The sequence below is a fragment of the Natronoglycomyces albus genome (assembly GCF_016925535.1).
Lineage (GTDB): Bacteria > Actinomycetota > Actinomycetes > Mycobacteriales > Micromonosporaceae > Natronoglycomyces > Natronoglycomyces albus.
On record NZ_CP070496.1, the window covers coordinates 2,507,828 to 2,523,938 of the forward strand.

General features: G+C 62.1%; 15 protein-coding genes. 4 read left to right on the top strand and 11 right to left on the bottom strand.

Annotated features, from left to right (window positions below):
• Window positions 1-3: 3 nt before the first annotated feature.
• From mraY to JQS30_RS10665, 4 genes are all read right to left on the bottom strand, one after another.
• Window positions 4-1,107, bottom strand: a complete 1,104-nt coding sequence (gene mraY, locus JQS30_RS10650) for a phospho-N-acetylmuramoyl-pentapeptide-transferase (protein ID WP_246497870.1) — start codon at window positions 1,105-1,107, stop codon at window positions 4-6.
• Window positions 1,104-2,498 (bottom strand): UDP-N-acetylmuramoyl-tripeptide--D-alanyl-D-alanine ligase, encoded by a 1,395-nt coding sequence (locus JQS30_RS10655; RefSeq protein ID WP_213170257.1) that lies wholly within the window; start codon window positions 2,496-2,498, stop codon window positions 1,104-1,106. Before JQS30_RS10655 ends, mraY begins: the two co-directional genes overlap by 4 nt.
• Before the next feature lie 83 nt (window positions 2,499-2,581).
• Window positions 2,582-4,129, bottom strand: a complete 1,548-nt coding sequence (locus tag JQS30_RS10660; protein ID WP_213170258.1) for a UDP-N-acetylmuramoyl-L-alanyl-D-glutamate--2,6-diaminopimelate ligase — start codon at window positions 4,127-4,129, stop codon at window positions 2,582-2,584.
• A gap of 116 nt (window positions 4,130-4,245) precedes the next feature.
• Window positions 4,246-4,740 (bottom strand): MarR family winged helix-turn-helix transcriptional regulator, encoded by a 495-nt coding sequence (locus JQS30_RS10665; RefSeq protein WP_213170259.1) that lies wholly within the window; start codon window positions 4,738-4,740, stop codon window positions 4,246-4,248.
• Between the two features lie 810 nt (window positions 4,741-5,550).
• Between JQS30_RS10665 and JQS30_RS10670 the strand changes: the two genes are divergently transcribed.
• The 3 genes from JQS30_RS10670 (at window position 5,551) to JQS30_RS17565 (ending at window position 9,123) form a co-directional block, all read left to right on the top strand.
• Complete coding sequence (locus JQS30_RS10670) at window positions 5,551-6,630, top strand: coiled-coil domain-containing protein (protein ID WP_213170260.1); 1,080 nt, start codon at window positions 5,551-5,553, stop codon at window positions 6,628-6,630.
• 268 nt (window positions 6,631-6,898) lie between these two features.
• Window positions 6,899-7,855, top strand: coding sequence for an EamA family transporter (locus JQS30_RS10675; RefSeq protein WP_213170261.1), 957 nt, complete (start codon window positions 6,899-6,901; stop codon window positions 7,853-7,855).
• Window positions 7,856-7,893: 38 nt separating this feature from the next.
• Complete coding sequence (locus JQS30_RS17565) at window positions 7,894-9,123, top strand: L,D-transpeptidase (RefSeq protein ID WP_213170262.1); 1,230 nt, start codon at window positions 7,894-7,896, stop codon at window positions 9,121-9,123.
• Between the two features lie 83 nt (window positions 9,124-9,206).
• Here JQS30_RS17565 and JQS30_RS10685 read toward each other — a convergent pair whose 3' ends face one another.
• Window positions 9,207-9,557, bottom strand: a complete 351-nt coding sequence (locus JQS30_RS10685; protein ID WP_213170263.1) for a DUF3817 domain-containing protein — start codon at window positions 9,555-9,557, stop codon at window positions 9,207-9,209.
• A complete protein-coding gene (locus JQS30_RS10690; RefSeq protein WP_213170264.1) occupies window positions 9,500-10,000 on the bottom strand; it encodes a hypothetical protein in 501 nt (166 codons plus the stop codon). Before JQS30_RS10690 ends, JQS30_RS10685 begins: the two co-directional genes overlap by 58 nt.
• A 79-nt stretch (window positions 10,001-10,079) precedes the next feature.
• Here JQS30_RS10690 and JQS30_RS10695 point away from each other — a divergent pair, with 79 nt between their 5' ends.
• A complete protein-coding gene (locus JQS30_RS10695; RefSeq protein WP_213170265.1) occupies window positions 10,080-11,252 on the top strand; it encodes an acyltransferase domain-containing protein in 1,173 nt (390 codons plus the stop codon).
• Between the two features lie 73 nt (window positions 11,253-11,325).
• Here JQS30_RS10695 and JQS30_RS10700 read toward each other — a convergent pair whose 3' ends face one another.
• From JQS30_RS10700 to JQS30_RS10720, 5 genes are all read right to left on the bottom strand, one after another.
• Complete coding sequence (locus tag JQS30_RS10700) at window positions 11,326-11,742, bottom strand: VOC family protein (RefSeq protein WP_213170266.1); 417 nt, start codon at window positions 11,740-11,742, stop codon at window positions 11,326-11,328.
• Window positions 11,743-11,846: 104 nt separating this feature from the next.
• Window positions 11,847-12,242 carry a VOC family protein gene (locus tag JQS30_RS10705; RefSeq protein WP_425498868.1) on the bottom strand — a complete coding sequence of 132 codons (396 nt, stop codon included), beginning with the start codon at window positions 12,240-12,242 and terminating at the stop codon, window positions 11,847-11,849.
• A gap of 92 nt (window positions 12,243-12,334) precedes the next feature.
• Window positions 12,335-13,219, bottom strand: a complete 885-nt coding sequence (locus JQS30_RS10710; RefSeq protein WP_213173049.1) for a sugar ABC transporter permease — start codon at window positions 13,217-13,219, stop codon at window positions 12,335-12,337.
• A gap of 62 nt (window positions 13,220-13,281) precedes the next feature.
• A complete protein-coding gene (locus tag JQS30_RS10715; RefSeq protein ID WP_213170268.1) occupies window positions 13,282-14,799 on the bottom strand; it encodes an ABC transporter permease subunit in 1,518 nt (505 codons plus the stop codon).
• Between the two features lie 17 nt (window positions 14,800-14,816).
• Window positions 14,817-16,058, bottom strand: coding sequence for a sugar ABC transporter substrate-binding protein (locus tag JQS30_RS10720; RefSeq protein ID WP_213170269.1), 1,242 nt, complete (start codon window positions 16,056-16,058; stop codon window positions 14,817-14,819).
• Window positions 16,059-16,111 lie beyond the last annotated feature (53 nt).

A 16,111-nucleotide genomic window follows, 5' to 3' on the forward strand; every position in this document is an offset into this window, starting at 1 on the left:
CCTTTAGCCGGCGATACGTAGGAAGTCGGCGAAGAAGAATCCCAGGCCGATGGCGATTCCGATTCCGGCGATGATCCAGAATCGGACGACGATGTTGACCTCGCTCCAACCTTTGAGTTCAAAGTGGTGTTGCAGGGGAGCCATGCGGAAGACGCGGCGGCCGGTGAGTCGGTAGGAGGTGAACTGGATGATGTTACTCATCGTGATGATGACGAAGAGGGCACCCAGGATCGGTAGCAGCATGATGGTCTTGGTGGACATGGCCATACCCGCGATGAGTGCGCCAAGTCCCAGAGAGCCGGAGTCACCCATAAAGATTTTCGCCGGTGAGGTGTTCCACCACAGGAACCCGAATAGTGCTCCGGCTGCGGCTCCGGCTATGAGGGCGATTTCGAGGGGATCTCGCACGTCGTAGCAGTAGTTCGCTGTTTGCAGGTCCTCTGAGGAGCCGCACCAGTGACGGTATTGCCAAAAGGCGATGACCAGGTAAGCGGTGAAGACCATCATGGAGGCGCCGGTGGCGAGGCCGTCGAGGCCGTCAGTGAGGTTTACGCCGTTGGTGGTGGCGAGGATGACGAAGATGAACAGCATGACGGCCCCGACTTTGGTCAGGTCCAGCCAGGGAACGTCTCGGGTGAATGACAGGTATTCGCTGCCCACGGTTTGGCCGATGGAGCCGGTGTAATAGAAGGCGATGACGCCGAAGATGGCCGCCGAGATGAACAGGCCCAGCATTTTCATGCGGGCGGAGATTCCGCCGGAGTGTTTGCGTCGGATCTTGAGCCAGTCGTCTATGAATCCGACGAGGCCGCAGGCGAGCATGAGCCCGATCAGGACAATTCCGGTGGCGGTGATGCCACGGGGGCGATCAAAGCCTTCGGGCAGGGCGATGAGGACGAGGTGTCCTGCGATGTAGGCGATGACAGTGGCGAAGATGAACACCACTCCCCCCATGGTGGGGGTGCCCGCCTTCTGGAAGTGGGTTTGGGGGCCGTCGGTGCGGATCGGTTGCCCGGCTTTGAGTCGCCGGAACAGGCGGGCCGCCAACGGTGTCAACACCATGGTGATGGCGAAGGCCACGAATGCGGCGACGATAACTGCTCTCACGAGTCAGAGTCCTCCTCGCTGAGGGTGGGAAGGCGCAGAAAATCGGCGATGTCCCAAGTGCGGTAGCGCGAACCTTTGACGAGCACAGCGTCGCCGGGTCGCAGTTGTTGGCGCAGAATGTCGATGGCGTCGCCCTGTTGGGGAACGTGCGTGGCGGTTATGGAGCCTGCCGAGGATTGGGCGCCACGGATGATCGGTTGGGTACCGTCGCCTACGGCGATCACATGGTCGATGCCTTGTTCGGCGGCATGCTTGCCAAGTTCATGGTGGCATTCGTCGGACAAGTCGATGAGGTCGGCCATGAGGCCGAGGACCGCGAAGCGACGTCCGGTGGTCGGCACGTTGGCTAGGGCGTGGATGGCTGCGGTCATGGAGGCAGGGTTGGCGTTGTAGGAGTCGTCGATGACGGTGATGCCGTCACCGCGTCGGTAGAGGTCCATCCGTCGTTCGCTGAGCCGAGCGACGCGACCGAGTTCGGCGGCGATGTGTTCGGCACTGGCCCTCAGGGTGTGGGCGACGGCGGCGGCTGCCAGCGCGTTGGAGACCTGGTGGGTGCCGTACAGCGGAAGTTCGACCTGTGCTGTGCCCGATGGGGTCACGAGGGTGAAGTGAGGGCGGCCCTGTTCGGTGTGGAGTTTCTCGGCTCTGACGTCGGCGGGGCTGTGTATTCCGAAGGTGAGTACCTCGGCGGCGGTCTCGGAGGCCATGGCGGCGACACGGTGGTCGTCGGCGTTGAGGATGGCGGTGCCTTCGGCGGGAAGGAAGCGTGGTAGTTCGCCCTTGACGTGAGCGGTGTTCTCTATGGAGCCGAATCCGTCGAGGTGGGAGATGCCGACGTTGAGCACGACTCCGATGTGGGGTGGGGCGATGTGGCAAAGCTGGGTGATGTTGCCCTTGAAGCGGGCCGCGGTTTCCAAGACGAGGTATTGGGTGTCTGCTTGGGTGCGGCAGACGGTGTAGGGGTGTCCTAGTTCGTTGTTGAAGTTAGCTTCGGTGGCCACCGTTGGCCCTAGGGAGGCGCATAGCTGCCCGATGAGGTCTTTGGTGGAGGTTTTGCCGTTGGATCCGGTGACGGCGATGACCGTTGCTTGGCTGCGGCGGAGGGTTTCGCTGGCGAGGTCGGCTAGGGCGGTGAGGCCGTCGGCGACGTAGATGGCGGGTCCGGCCACCTCTTGGGTGGCGATGGTGGCCACTGCTCCCAGTTGGTGGGCTTTGGCGGCGTAGTCGTGGCCGTTGACTCGTTCACCTGGGAGTGCCACGAAGAGGCCGCCGGTGGTGACTTTGCGCGAGTCGTATTCCACGGTCGCGGTGACGGTGGTGGACGCGTCTGTGTTCGGGCTAAGTTTGCCGCCGGTTGCGGCCGCCACCTCAGCCAAGGTCATCGCGATCACAGCAGGTGAAACCTCCTCTTGTTTTCCTGGGGTGGGTGGCCGTTGGTGTCACGTCCGGCATCGACCAGGCGCGATGGATGGACTTAGACCGCAGCGGGTGTGACCCATCCGGCGTCTGCGAGAGCGCGAGCCAGCAGCACCCGGTCATCACATTCGATCACTCGGTCGGCCAACTCTTGCGTGGTCTCGTGCCCTTTGCCCAGCAGAGCTATCGTATCGCCCGGCGCGGCCATGGCGACCGCTTCCCGCACCGCCACTTCCCGACCGGAAATATTACGGCAGGGGACTGCCTGAACCGCACTGGCCACCTGAGCCCGAATGGAGGCGGGGTCCTCGGTGCGGGGATTGTCGTCAGTGATCATGACCAGGTCAGCGGAGGCGGCGGCCGCACGGCCCATGAGGGCGCGTTTGCTGGCGTCCCGGTCGCCACCGGCCCCAAGAATGGCAATGACCCGGCCCGGTGTGGTCTCTTGCAAAGAATCGAGTACGGCCGAAATCGCCTCCGGCTTGTGGGCGTAGTCGACCACACCGCGCACCGGCGCGGTTCCGGAGACCAGCTCCATTCGCCCGGGAACGCCCGGGCAGGAGGCGACACCGGAGGTCGCCGTGTCCAAGGGCACGCCGACTGCGGAGAGGGAAGCGTATGCCAGCAGCGCGTTGGCCATGTTGTGTCGGCCGGGCATATGCAAGGTGGCCTCGGTGGTCCCTTCGGGCCCGGTTACAAAGAAGTGCTGGTCGAAACCCTCTCGGGCGGTCGAGGCGGCGTACCAGGTCGCGCGCGGGTCGGTCAACGAATAGGTGACCGTCTCGGGCTTGGCCAGCGAGATCACCCGTTCATCATCGGCGTTGAGGATCTCGACCGTGGCGCGACCGTCGAACAGCTCGGCCTTGGCCTGAAAGTATTCGTCCAGGTCGCGATGGAAATCGAGGTGGTCGGTACCGAACATGGTGTATCCAGCGACAGCGAAGCGGCAACCGCCCACCCGCCCTAGGGTCAATGCGTGGCTAGAGACTTCCATGACCACGTCGGTGACACCGCGTTCCAGGGCCACGGCCAAGAGCGCCTGCAACTCAGGGGCTTCGGGAGTGGTGCGCTTGGAAGGGATGGTCTCCCCGGCGATGGTCGTCTCGACGGTGCCAATGATGCCCGTGGTGCGACCGGCGTGCCGCAGCCCAGCTTCGATCAAATAGCAGACTGATGTCTTTCCGCTGGTACCGGTAATTCCGATCAGATTGAGGTGCTCGGAGGGCCGCCCCCAGATGCGAGCGGCTATTTCACCGGTGAGCGCTCGAGGGTTTGTGGCCAAAAGCAACGGTATGCCAGCCTCGGCCGCGTCCTCAGCCGCAAGCTGAGCCCCGCGTTCATCGGTCAGGATCGCCACGGCGCCACGTTGAATGGCCTGAGCGCTAAATTCGGCGCCATGCCGATTCGCGCCCGCCAAGGCCGCGTAGATGTCACCGCGCTGCACCAGATGGCCAGCCAGGGAAATTCCGGTGGCGTGACCGCCCAATGAGGCCGCCAGGTTGTCCGGCTCGACCGTGGTGCCACCATTGGTGGCACCGGTCAGTAGATCGGCCAGTTTTGCCAGCGGAAGCGGTTCGGTATTCGTGGGACGGGGAAAGTCAAGCACGAAGTGACATTACCTCGCCCCGATAGGTCGATTGTGTCACTCCCGGGATGTCACCGAGGATGGCCAAACGCCGAGCGAACGCGGCGACCCCGGGCGGGGAAAGTGAGGCTGGCGGGTCATTCCTCGGCTTTGAGCTTTTTCTGCCAGCGGCTGAGAATCTCAGTGAGTTGGTTGGCCTCCTCGCACGTGAGGTCTGCGAACACCAGACGCTTGACAAGGTCAAGGTGACAGGGGGCGACTTTACTCAGCAGCTGCTCGCCATCAGAGGTAAGCCGCACATAGGTGGCGCGGGCGTCCAAGGGACAGGCGAAACGTTCGATGAGCCCGGCTTTACACATTTTCCCGACCTGGTAGGTCACCGCGCTCTTGGCCGTCACAAGGTTTTCGGCAAGATCGGACATGCGAATGGCCCCGTCGGGAGAGTCGGCCAGACGCACCAAGATCTCATACTGGGTGTGCGACAGGCCATGGTTGGCCTGCAAATGGCGCTCCAACTTCTGTTCGAGCTGGTGAGTGACGGTGAGGAAGTGCGCCCACACGTCAGCGGCGGCCGGTTCGAGCCACGTTCTTTCGTAATTTGTCCGCTCTTGGCCTTGGGCCTGGGCTTCCACGTCCCCTCCTCCTATTGTGACGGCATGGCAAGTGGTGTTTTGGGACGTCATCGGCTGGAGCCGTCGTCACAGACGCCAATCCGTTTACGCGAGATTTCAGCCATGCGCCCAAGCGCGTGACCGATCCCGCCGGGTGTGCCGTCCCAGCCGATGGTTTGTCTAGAAGACTACCGCTCCATGCAATTTAGTGACCTATTGCACATAGGCACCCACCTCTGCAAACCCTAACCCCCCACCGCAAGACCATTCAATATTGAACAATATTAGCAATGTTAACCCCAAGTAACGACCCGCTTCCACCACCGGCCAGGAAGACCCGACCCCCTTTCGGGCTCCATCACCGGCAAACTGGCGACACTCGCCACAAGCGCTGTCGCCGAAATCACCGCCAACACCCGTAAGATCCGAACCTGGACACACGGACCCGCACCCGGGCAAGACACATCGCGAACAGGAGGCTACCAGGGGTAACACCCCAGCCCCCCGCCTTGCAAGGACCACAAAGGGGGCTTAAGCTAGGTCGCGTCCACGCTCGCACCTCGCGCCGGTCCCCCGGCGCCGAGCCACGACGACCGACCTGCCAGCACCCAACGCCGCTGGACGGGGCATTCCGGACTGGAGCGCCAAGGCCGCTTCCTCCTGGCCTGAGCCCTCCCAGTTCCCCGCAACCGTTAACGGCACGCCAGGTGACCCGCACACGTCGGTATCAGCCAGCCCACGCAGGAAACACCCGCGAACAGCACCGCTGCTACCGGCACGCAGACGTCACCGGCCCTACGGCAGACGACATTGGAAGGGCTACCCCACAACGTGACTGAGGCAGGCAACAACCGCAACCGCTCCCTCAGCGGCGCCTCCCCCGAACCGCGCCACAACGCCGCATCCGAGGTGCGCCGCGCCAGTGGCCAAGGCCTGCGCAAGCTTCCAGTCATCGCGCTGGCCGCGCTCCTCCTCGTCACCACTCCCATCGGTAACGCTGTGGCCGACCCGCCCGGAGACGACTCCGCCTCCAGCGAACTGTCCAGCGCCATCGAGGACTTTCTCAACGCCGAAGACGAACTCGCCGCGCTCAAGCAAGAGGAAAAAGACCTCGAGAGAGAACTCGAAGACTCCCGCGAAATGGTCGAAGAACTCGAAGCGGAACTCGGCGAGTTCGCGGCCCTGATCTTCACCACCTCCGACCTTCACTCCACCTCTGCGCTGTTGTCCTCGGAGAACCCCGAAGACATGATTCACGCCCTCACCACACTGGACTTCCTGGGCGATTCGAGAGCCCGCCGTATTGACGAGTTGACCGAGGCACTGGCAGATTTCGAAGCCCGCCAGGAAGCTCTGGACGACATCATCGCCGAACAGGCCGACATCCTCATACAAATGGAAGACGCGCGCAACGCGGCCGCCCGCGAACTAGCCGCCTCCGGCGGAGACGCGGCGCAAGGCCCCTCTCCAGGAGATTTCCGTCGAGCCGACCCGGTGCCTCGCAACCCTGACGGCAGCCTGCCATACGAATCGTGTTCGATGAACGACCCCACGACCAACGGGTGCCTCACACCGCGCACGCTGCACGCCCTAGAACAAGCCACCATCGCCGGTTTCGGCCGCTACACCGCGTGCTTTCGCCACGAGGCATCTGGAGAACACCCGCAGGGGCGAGCATGCGATTTCTCAGCTAGCCCCAATAACTTCGGCGGACACGCTTATGGAGACGACAAGGCCTACGGAGATAACCTCGCCGCCTGGTTTGTGGAGAATTCCAACGAGTTGGGCGTGCAATACGTGATCTGGTATCGGCAGATCTGGTTCCCCAGTTCTGGATGGCGGCACTACAACCTCGCCTATGGAGACCCCAACACCGACCACACGAACCACGTTCACGTCAGCATTCGCTAATGTGGCGGCGCTGCCTTCCAGGTGGACCCAACCGCATCGGCTAGATCTCGGGCGGGCCGCCGGAGACCGTTAAGGCCCCGCTCCGTTGCCCAGTGGGGGTTCTTCGCACCTTGCCCAGTGGGTTCCACCCATCCTGACCACCGGCGGCTCCCCTCCGCCGCCCACATGCCCTTATCAGGGAAAATGCTGACCGAATGCGCTGGCGCGGCGTTCGTTAACCTACTCACGAAAGTGGGATTGGCCCCGTGGAGGTCGATACGCTCGATCCGTGTCCGTCTCATCATCACGCACCGTCGGAATCGGTGTGGCACTCATCCTGTTCGCCTCGGTTTCCTTTGGCATGGCGGGGCCTTTCGCCAAGCCGCTCATGGAAGCGGGCCTGTCGCCGTTCGAGGTCACATGGATGCGAATCGTCGGCGTCAGCGTCTTGCTGATCGCGCTAGCCTGGCCTCAACTGCGCAGACTCGACTACTCACACGTGCCGTGGAAACCTTTGGCCGCGTTTGGCGTCTTCGCCATCGCCGGCGTCCAATCGGCCTATTTCTTCGCGGTGTCACTCATCCCGGTCGGGATCGCCCTGTTGCTACAGTTCCTGGGGCCGATCATTGTGGTCGCCTGGGTACGCCTCATACGCCGCGTGCGACTGCCAGCCAGCGCCATGACAGGAGCCTTGATCAGCCTTACTGGCCTGGCCATCGTGGTCGAAGTATGGTCGGGGCTGCAACTTGACGGGCTTGGCGTCATGGCCGGGCTCATCTCGGCGATGTGTCAGGCGGCGTACTACCTCGTCGGCGAGGAACTGACCGAAACGATGGACACCCGGGTGATGCTGGCTCTGGGCTTTGTCATCGGCTCTATCGCGATGACTGTGGTCGTTCGGCCGTGGTCCAGTGACTGGGCAACGCTGTCGACCCAAGTAGAACTGTCCGGGACCTCAGTTCACGCCCTAGTTCTGGCGACCGTGGTCATCGTTTGCACCGCAGCCGGGTATGTGGCGGGAATCGCGGCCCTGCGGCGTTTGTCGGCCCCGGTAACCGGCGCGATGGGATATACCGAAGTGGTGGCGGCCGCTCTGGCCGCGTGGCTGGTGTTGAATGAGGCGCTGTCGGTCGCGCAGATCGGGGGCGGGATCGTCGTCATCCTTGGCGTGGCGATCGCCCAGCGGGCAGCCCATCGACGTGAGGAGATTCCCGCCCCACCGTCGGTTGTTAGTGCAGCGCATTAGCTTCAGGGCCTTCGCCAAGAGTGTGTACTGTGGGAGCCATGGGATTGGGACGAAAAAAACTCACACGTCGCTCCGCTCTCTCGGCGGGCGCAGCCCTCGGCGTGGGCACCATCGCAGCGTGCAGCTCCGATGACGGTAGCATCTCCTCCCCCGCCAGCGAACCCGAAAGCAACGCCACGGTCACCATCACTCCCGAGGATGGCCTCAGCGGAATCGCGGTGTCGGCCGAGATGGCCTGGGAAGTCGAAGACGGCGAGTTTCAAGAGTTCTCGCTGACCGATGCGGCGGGAGAGGACATCCCCGGCGCCATGCACCCCGACGGCACCACCTGGGTCCCCTCTTCGCCGCTGGCGTACGACACGACCTACACCGCCGCGGTCAAAGCCGTGGACGATGAAGGCCTAGAAGGCACCTTCACCGCCGAGTTCACGACCATGTCCTCACCGGAAAACCGGGTCGAGATCGCCGACTATCTCCCCGGAGATGGCGCGGTGGTGGGGCAGGCGGGTGTCATCGCCTTCGAGTTCATCGGCTTCGATGTGCCCCAAGATAGGCGGCGAGAGGTTGAGCGCCGCCTCTTTGTCACCTCCGAACCCGCTCAAGAAGGCGCGTGGCATTGGCACAACGGCCACAAGCTGGAATATCGCCCCAAAGAGTACTGGGAGCCCAACACCGAAATCTCGGTGCGGCTGGCGCTTGGCGGCATGCCCTTGTCCGAGGATCGGTTCGGCCAATTCGACCTGACTCGGTCGTGGTCGACCAGCGGCGAGCTGCGACTCATTGAGGTCGACAATGACACCAAGCAAATGCGCGTCTTTCGCGATGGAGCGACGGTCAACACCTTTGACATCTCGCTCGGCGAAGAAGGACAAGACCCTGACCAGCGTTCTTTCTCCGGTCACATGACAATTATGAGCCGGGAACGAGAGGCCGTGTTCGGCTCCGAACAGTTCGGATACGAGGATTTGGACGTGGAGTGGGCGATGCGCCTAACCTGGAGTGGGCAGTATATTCACGCCGCTCCCTGGGCCCGCAATCACTTGGGCAGCCGTAACGTCAGCCACGGCTGTATCAACCTCGATGACGATGACGCCGAATGGCTGTTCGAGTTCGTGACCTGGGGCGACCCCATCACGGTCTCCCACACCGGCCGATCACTGCCAGCCGGGGATGGATTCACGACCTGGGACCTAAGTTGGGAAGACCATGTCGCGGGCTCATATGCGTATGAGTCAACCGCCTCCGAAGAAGACGACAGCGAAGACTGAGACCGGTCGCCCAGCGGTGGTCGATCCATAGTGCGGGCCCTCTGCTGTGAGGGCCCGTTAGTCTCAAAGCAGCCGAGGCGGCCCTACTCGGCCGCTGCCCTCTGGAGGGGTTCCTGGGCTGCTTCCTGGCTGAGATTCTCGGCAACAACCGTGCGGTGCACCCAACGTTCGACGATGAACGACACGACCGGGACGGTGCCGCTCAGGAGGACGCCGACGGTACGAGGCCAGAACGGCCATTCGGCGCGACGGGCAAGGTCGAAACCAAGCACCAGGTAGACCATGAACATGAAACCATGCGGCATGCTCACAATCGGAATGAGCGAGTCGTCGCCCCAGATGTACTTCATCGGCATGGCCACGAACATCAGGGCGATCAGCAAGGTTCCCACGATCCAGGCGACAATGCGGAAACGTTTGAGTGCGCCTTCCATAAGTTCCTCTCGGCGAGCGGGGTCTCATCGGTCGGGTGATCGGCCGGGACTGTCTGCTCAGAGGTATTCTCCTCTTCGCTGACCGCAGTGCCAGTTTCTCTGGGGGCTGAGACCGAGTCGCCCACGTAGTTGACATTGCGGCGCGTCGCCACTATGTCAGACTCGAACGGCGAGGTCATCGGCGCTTCCTGTGCCCGCTGTTGGGGACGTCGCCGCTGTGGTTTATCGGGATCCGCGCCGCGCAATTCCTGCACGACCTCACGAATCCACACAGCCAGGACGAAGACGGCGAAAATGGGCCATTCGAGAGAATACGCCCAGCTGATGGCGTTACCAGCTTGGGCTCGTTCAAGCTGCCAGAGGCCCAGCCACAAGAACACCACGATGAGCACCACGGCAATGACGTGGCGAGCGATCCAAGCGGGTGTGAGAAACCGGCGCACGGCTACAGGATATGGGGCCACATTGGCGAGGGTGAACCCGGTCGCATGACGGTGATCTGAGTCGTGATGACATAGGGACGTGAGCAACTCTTCCGAATGGGCTGCCGGACAGTCGCCGAGCCATTCCGCCGCCGAGGCGGACCAAAAGCCGCTAGGTGACCTCGAAGCCCCTCCCGCGATGGAGTCCGGCCTCGTTGAGGGGAAAGCCGCCGAGGCCAAGCTCCGAGCCACCAGGGTCGCCCGGAGCTTGGGCTGCGACCCCGAATCGACCCGCCGGCTGATCGAACTGTCCCAGCGACACGACCCGGCCGATTTCCCGCTCCCGACCGCGGCGAATTTGCGGGCCATCCTGTTGGATTTCTGCGACGCCAGCCACGAGGACGCGCGGTCGGTCGCCGCGGCACGGCCAGAACCGGGAAGTGACCTGTGGTGGGTGGCGTCACTGTGTTATCAGGACCTGCTGTGCGATATGGGAGGAACGGGGCTGCTGCGCTGGCCGGTTCCGCCGCGCCACCTGGGGCCAACTGGGGCACTTGTGACCTTGTATCCCATTCTGGCGGCGATTCCGCTTATGCGCGATTGGCACGCCGAACGTGGAATCACCGAGGCTCAATCGAAACTTGTGTGCGCCGATATCGGAGAGAAGCTCCGCTTCAATCGGCGACTGTTCGGCATGCCAAGCCTAGATGTGGCGTTCTGGTTCTCCACGCATGTGCGCGGCTCGCTATATCAGCTGGGGCGACTTCAATTCGATGTACACCGAGGAATGGGCGGGTTTCGCCTCGGCATTCACATTCGCGCCGAAGGCGGCCCCTTCACCAAAGAAGCCTGCGAGGAATCAGTGGCCCAAGCGCGCGAATTCTTCCCAGCTCGATTTCCACAGTGGTTTGGACCAGACCAACCCGTGAAGCTCAACTGCACGACGTGGATGTTGGACCCGCAGCTGGCCGACTGGCTGCCACCGGAGTCCAATGTGGTTCGCTTTGGCGATTTCTTTCGTCTCACCGCGCCCTCCGCTGACGCGCAGCGCAACGCGGTGAAGGACATTTGGCGGTTCGTCTACGCCACCGTCGATGGCGAGAACCCCACTCCGGTGGCGAGGTTGCCCCGGGATTCGCGGATGCGCAAGAGGCTGGCCGAAGCGATGGATTCAGGGGTGCGATTTCAGGTGCGAACCGGGCTGTGGATCAACGAGTCCTTATCTCTTGATCACCGATGGATGCCGGTCGCATATCCCCTGTGTCCTCCGTGAGTCGCAACAGCGTGCTGGCTTGCCCGCCGATCAGCTGGCACTTGTGCCAGCTGATCGGCGGGCAACGACGACCTTACTTTTCCCCATCGCTGGGAGACCAGGCATATAGATCCACGCTGTTGCCGTCAGGGTCCCTCAGACAGGCATAACGCTGGCCCCACGGGGCGTCCCACGGAGCGACTGAGCCAAACCCCGCATCCGCCATCCGTTGATACAGCTCATCGACCTGCGCGGGTGTGTCAAGTTGCCAAGCGATCGCGATGCGGTGCGAGTCCGTCGGCTGTTTCCACTGTGGGTGGATGGACTTGATCAGCTCCACTGTGTCGAAAGCCAGATGCATCCCGTTGTCAAAAGTGACATCGACGTGGTCTTCCCCCGCCGCGGGCTGGGGAATATCCACCCCCAAGAGACGATAGAAGTCCAGTGAGGCGGTCAGATCGCCCGAGACTATACCGACGAAATTGAAGCGTGGATTCAAAGGTGTCGTCATGGTGGGAACCCTAGCCTCGGACAGTGACATTTCCAGGCACATAGCGCGCTAGGACTCCCACAGTGCCGCAGGCCGATGTCCAACCCGCGACTATTCGAATCCGCCTAGTCGGAAGTCAGCGGCGCGTACAGGTCGACGACGTTTCCGTCCGGGTCCATCAGACACGCATAGCGTTGCCCCCACATCGCGTCCCACGGCTCGGTCTTGCCATAGCCTGCCTCAGCCATGTACCGATACAGCTGGTCGACCTCCGATGGAGAGCCCACCTCAAATGCCATGCCCTGCCGGAAACCGCCGCTGGGCGGGGTCCGGTCCGGGTGAATTTCCTTGACGACATCAGCGCGGTCCCAAGCCAGGCGCACCCCATTGTCGAATTGGATGTCGACGTGCACCTCATGGTCCGCCTCGGCGGGAATGTCAAGCCCAAGCCGACGATAAAACGCCAGCGAAGCGGGCAAATCAGATGGAAAGAGAGCCAAGAAGTTCAACGTTGGTGTGATAGTCATCGGCCCACCGTAGCGATTGAGTCCGACATTCTGGGCCCATCGATGGGCCCAGAATGTCAGACCATGGCAGTCGGCAGGCATGGTGTCTAACCCTTGACCGCGCCTCCAGTCAAGCCCGAGACGATATAACGCTGCAAGCTCATGAACACCGTCACCGTCAATACGGCCGTCAGCAGCGTCCCCACCGCGAACATGCCCCACTGGCTGGCCCGGACGTTCTCCACCACCATCGAATGCAGCCCCACCGCCAAGGTCATACTGTCGCGGTCAGTCAGGAACAGAGAGGCGATGATGAAGTCATTCATCGTCCCGACAAAGGCCAGCAGCCCGGAGATGGCGATGATCGGCGAGGCCAACGGCAGAATCACCCGGAAGTAAATCTGCGCGTGCGTCGCCCCGTCGATATAGGCCGCCTCATCCAAAGCCTTCGGAATGGTGTCGAAAAAGCCCTTCATCAACCAGGTCGACACCCCAAGCGCACCGCCCATATAGACCAAAATCAGTCCCCAGGCCGAGTTAAGCCCGAAGGCCGGGAAGTACTCCCCGATCGACCCCACGATCAAAAACAGCGCCACAATCGCTAGGAAGTTGGGGAACATTTGGATGAGCAACAACGTCAACAGGCCAACGCGCCGACCGTGAAAGCGGAACCGGCTAAACGCATAGGCGGCCAGCGACGAGATCAGGATCGAGATGAACGCCGCGGTGAAGGCGATCATGATCGTGTTTCCATACCAGCGCATGAACGGAATGTTCGGATGTGTGAACAGGTCCCGCACATTGTTGAGGCTGAACCCTTGCGTCGGAATGAGCGATGTCGAGCTCAAGGTCCCTATTGGGTTGAACGCCGCCGAGACGACGAAAACGATCGGGATCAACGAGAACACGCACATGATCCAGGCAAACGCGTGCCGCCATCCCTTCTCCAGCACCCAGCGGCGAAACTTCGTGCCTTTGGAACGCTGCCGCATCAGGTGTTCACGGCCCGCGATCAGACTGGTGTTGGTGAGGTCCACCCTTCGCTTCAACAACGTCATCGGAATGTCTCCTCCTGATGTCGAGTCAGATAGAAACTCACTGCCGAAATCGTGGCCACAATGAGGAAGATGAACGTCGAGATCGCTGCCGCGAAACCGTATTCGGCCCCAGTCCCACCAAAGGCGAGCCGGAAGGTGTACGTGATCAACAAATCAGTGCCGCCGACGGTTTCCCCAGCTGGGAAGGGGTGCCCCGCCGTGGTCAGTTGAATGGCGTTGAAGTTGTTGAAATTGAACGCGAACGAAGAGATCAGCAGGGGCGTGAGCGCCACCAGCAGCAACGGCAGAGTGATCGTGCGGAAGGAACGCAGCCCCGAGGCCCCGTCGATCCGCGCCGCCTCCAACGTGTCCCGGGGCAACGCCTGCAGCGCGCCCAGCGCGATCAGGAACATGTATGGGAAGCCCATCCAGGTGTTGATCAGCAACGCCATGAATCGCGCCGCCCACACTTCGCCAAACCAATTGATGCCCAGGCCCAGCATGTCGTTGACGATCCCAAAGTCCGGGTTGAACATGTCTCGCCACACCATGAGCATCGCGAAAGCGGGCATGGCATAGGGCAGGATCACAATCGCCCGATAAATGCGCGTACCGCGCATATTCGCGTGATTCAGTGCCATGGCCGTTCCCAGACCCAAAACAAACGTGAATAGCACGCTTCCCAGCGCAAACGCGAGGTTCCAGCCAAACACCTTGGCAAATGGACCCCGGATGTCCGGGTCGGTGACCACGGCGGTGAAGTTGTCCCATCCGACGTTGACGCGCCAACCTACCAGGGCTGGGTTTCCCTCTTCGGTGACGAACAGTCCAGCCTCGTCGTCGGCATACCAGACGATGTCAGCCGCGGTATCGGTGATGCAGTCGCACGCCTGGTCGTAGGAGCGGGTCGAGATGCCTTCAAAGGCCGTGGTCAGGTTGAGGAAGCTAATGCCGGAATTATCCGAGGTGGGCACGGCCAACTCAGAGATCTCCGCCGAGCGGGCACCCACTTGGTCCAAGCTGAGCACCTCGAAGCCATCGGCCTGGGTAATACGCCCGGTGGGGTCGGCAGTGACCGCCGCGGCGTCCAACCGTTCCAAACCGGTGATGGAGCCGACGTAAAACTCTTGCGCAATAGGGTCGGTCAGAAGGAAAACAATCTCACCGTCAGGCTCTTCGCCAATGGCAAGGATGTATTCGGGGGAATCGGGTGCCTGTTGCACCCCGGCAGCGATAATCGCCGCGATGGCGTCGTCCTTGTCGCCTCGATGGCCGTCGCCGTAGTTGGTGAACGCCGTCCCCACCGTCAAAATGACGGGAACAATCTGAAACGCCACCATCAGCATCGTCCCCGGAACCAGATACTTCAACGGCACATGCTGCTTTTGCAAGTACACATAGAAGACAACGGCGACGATGACGGCCTCGATACCGAGTCCGAACCAGTTCCCGGCGCTGGCCAACGGCACTGCCGCCCAGACGGCAATGGCCGTGACCAGGCCGAGAACTGCGATCTTGATGAATTGACCGAGCAAGGGCCAGGCTTTCGAAGTTATTCCAGCTCGCTGCGGATGGCGTCCGCGGCGGTACTGGCGGCCTCGTCGCCGTCGACGCTGGCGTCAATGGCGTTGGCCTGGGCGCGGCCGAAGGGTTCCCAGATGGCGTTCATCTCCGGGATGTTGGGCATGGGGATGGCGAACTCGCCGGCGGCGGCGAATCCCTCTAGGTCGGGATTGTCCGCGGCGAAGGCTTCAGCGGCGCCGGTGTGGGCTGGCAGGCGACCGCCGGCTTCGGCCAGCAGCAGCTGAAGTTCCTCGTCAATGACAAAGTTGGTGAGGAATTCCATGGCGAAGACCTCATTTTCGGCCTTGCTGGATAGGTAGAAGCCCTGCACACCCAGGAACGGCGCGGCGGGTCCCTCTCCTTCGAAGCCGGGGATGGCAGAGACTTCGTAGTTGATACCACCAGCGGCAGCGTCACCCAGAGCCCACGGCCCCGAGATCAGGAACGGCGCGTCGCCTTCGGCGAAGAACGGAATCGTGTTGTCGCCGCCCATGCTGGTGGTCAGAATTCCTTCTTCACCCAGCTGTGCAAACTTTTCAAAGGCAGCGATGCCGCCGGGTGAGTCAATGCCGATGTCGGTGGTGTCGAAGTTTCCCTCGTCATCGGTTCCGAACAGGTAGCCGCCGAAGCTACTGAAGAGGGGAAACCCGTGGTAGGGGTCGCCGTTGGTGGAAACCGGGATGGCTAGAGGGTGGTCGACTTCGCCAGCGTCGACAAGGTCCTGGCCGACCTCGATCATTTCTTCGAACGTCTCGGGCGCATCGGGGGCCAGGTCGGTGTTGCGGATAAGCGCAATGTTTTCAGTGGCGTAGGGAACGGCATATGCATTGCCGTCAATGGTGAACGCGTCCAGGGTCGAGGGGTCGAACTGCTCGCGCTGCGAGTCGGTCAGTTGCAAGGGGCTGACCATGCCGTCACGTGCAAGTTCCCCGGCCCAGTCGTGGGCGCCAACGAGGATGTCAGGGCCTTGTCCTTGCTCCGTGGCGGTCACATAGGTCTCGCGAAGTTCGTCGGCGTGCTCTTGAATGGTGACGTTGACGCCGTACTCTTCCTGGAATTTCTCAGTGTATTCCTGCAAAATGGGGGTGCGGGTTTCGTCGGCCCAGATGGTTAGGCTGCTGCCGAAGTCGACGTCGTCATCGTCGCCTCCGCCGTTGTCACCGCTACCGCAGGCCGTGACCACAAGAGCGGTCGCCGCGAGAGCAGCCGGAGCAAAATGCCGCTTCTTCATCAGGTTCTCCTCCATCGATTTTCACCAGCGCCTCATGAGGCCTAGTGTTCAAC

What these genes read in the sequence shown, in the direction of transcription:
- JQS30_RS17565 (WP_213170262.1), top strand. Translation starts at nt 7,894, where the DNA reads ATGGGATTGGGACGAAAAAAACTCACACGTCGCTCCGCTCTCTCGGCG.
- JQS30_RS10720 (WP_213170269.1), bottom strand. Translation starts at nt 16,058, where the DNA reads ATGAAGAAGCGGCATTTTGCTCCGGCTGCTCTCGCGGCGACCGCTCTT.
- JQS30_RS10700 (WP_213170266.1), bottom strand. Translation starts at nt 11,742, where the DNA reads ATGACGACACCTTTGAATCCACGCTTCAATTTCGTCGGTATAGTCTCG.
- JQS30_RS10710 (WP_213173049.1), bottom strand. Translation starts at nt 13,219, where the DNA reads ATGCGGCAGCGTTCCAAAGGCACGAAGTTTCGCCGCTGGGTGCTGGAG.
- JQS30_RS10685 (WP_213170263.1), bottom strand. Translation starts at nt 9,557, where the DNA reads ATGGAAGGCGCACTCAAACGTTTCCGCATTGTCGCCTGGATCGTGGGA.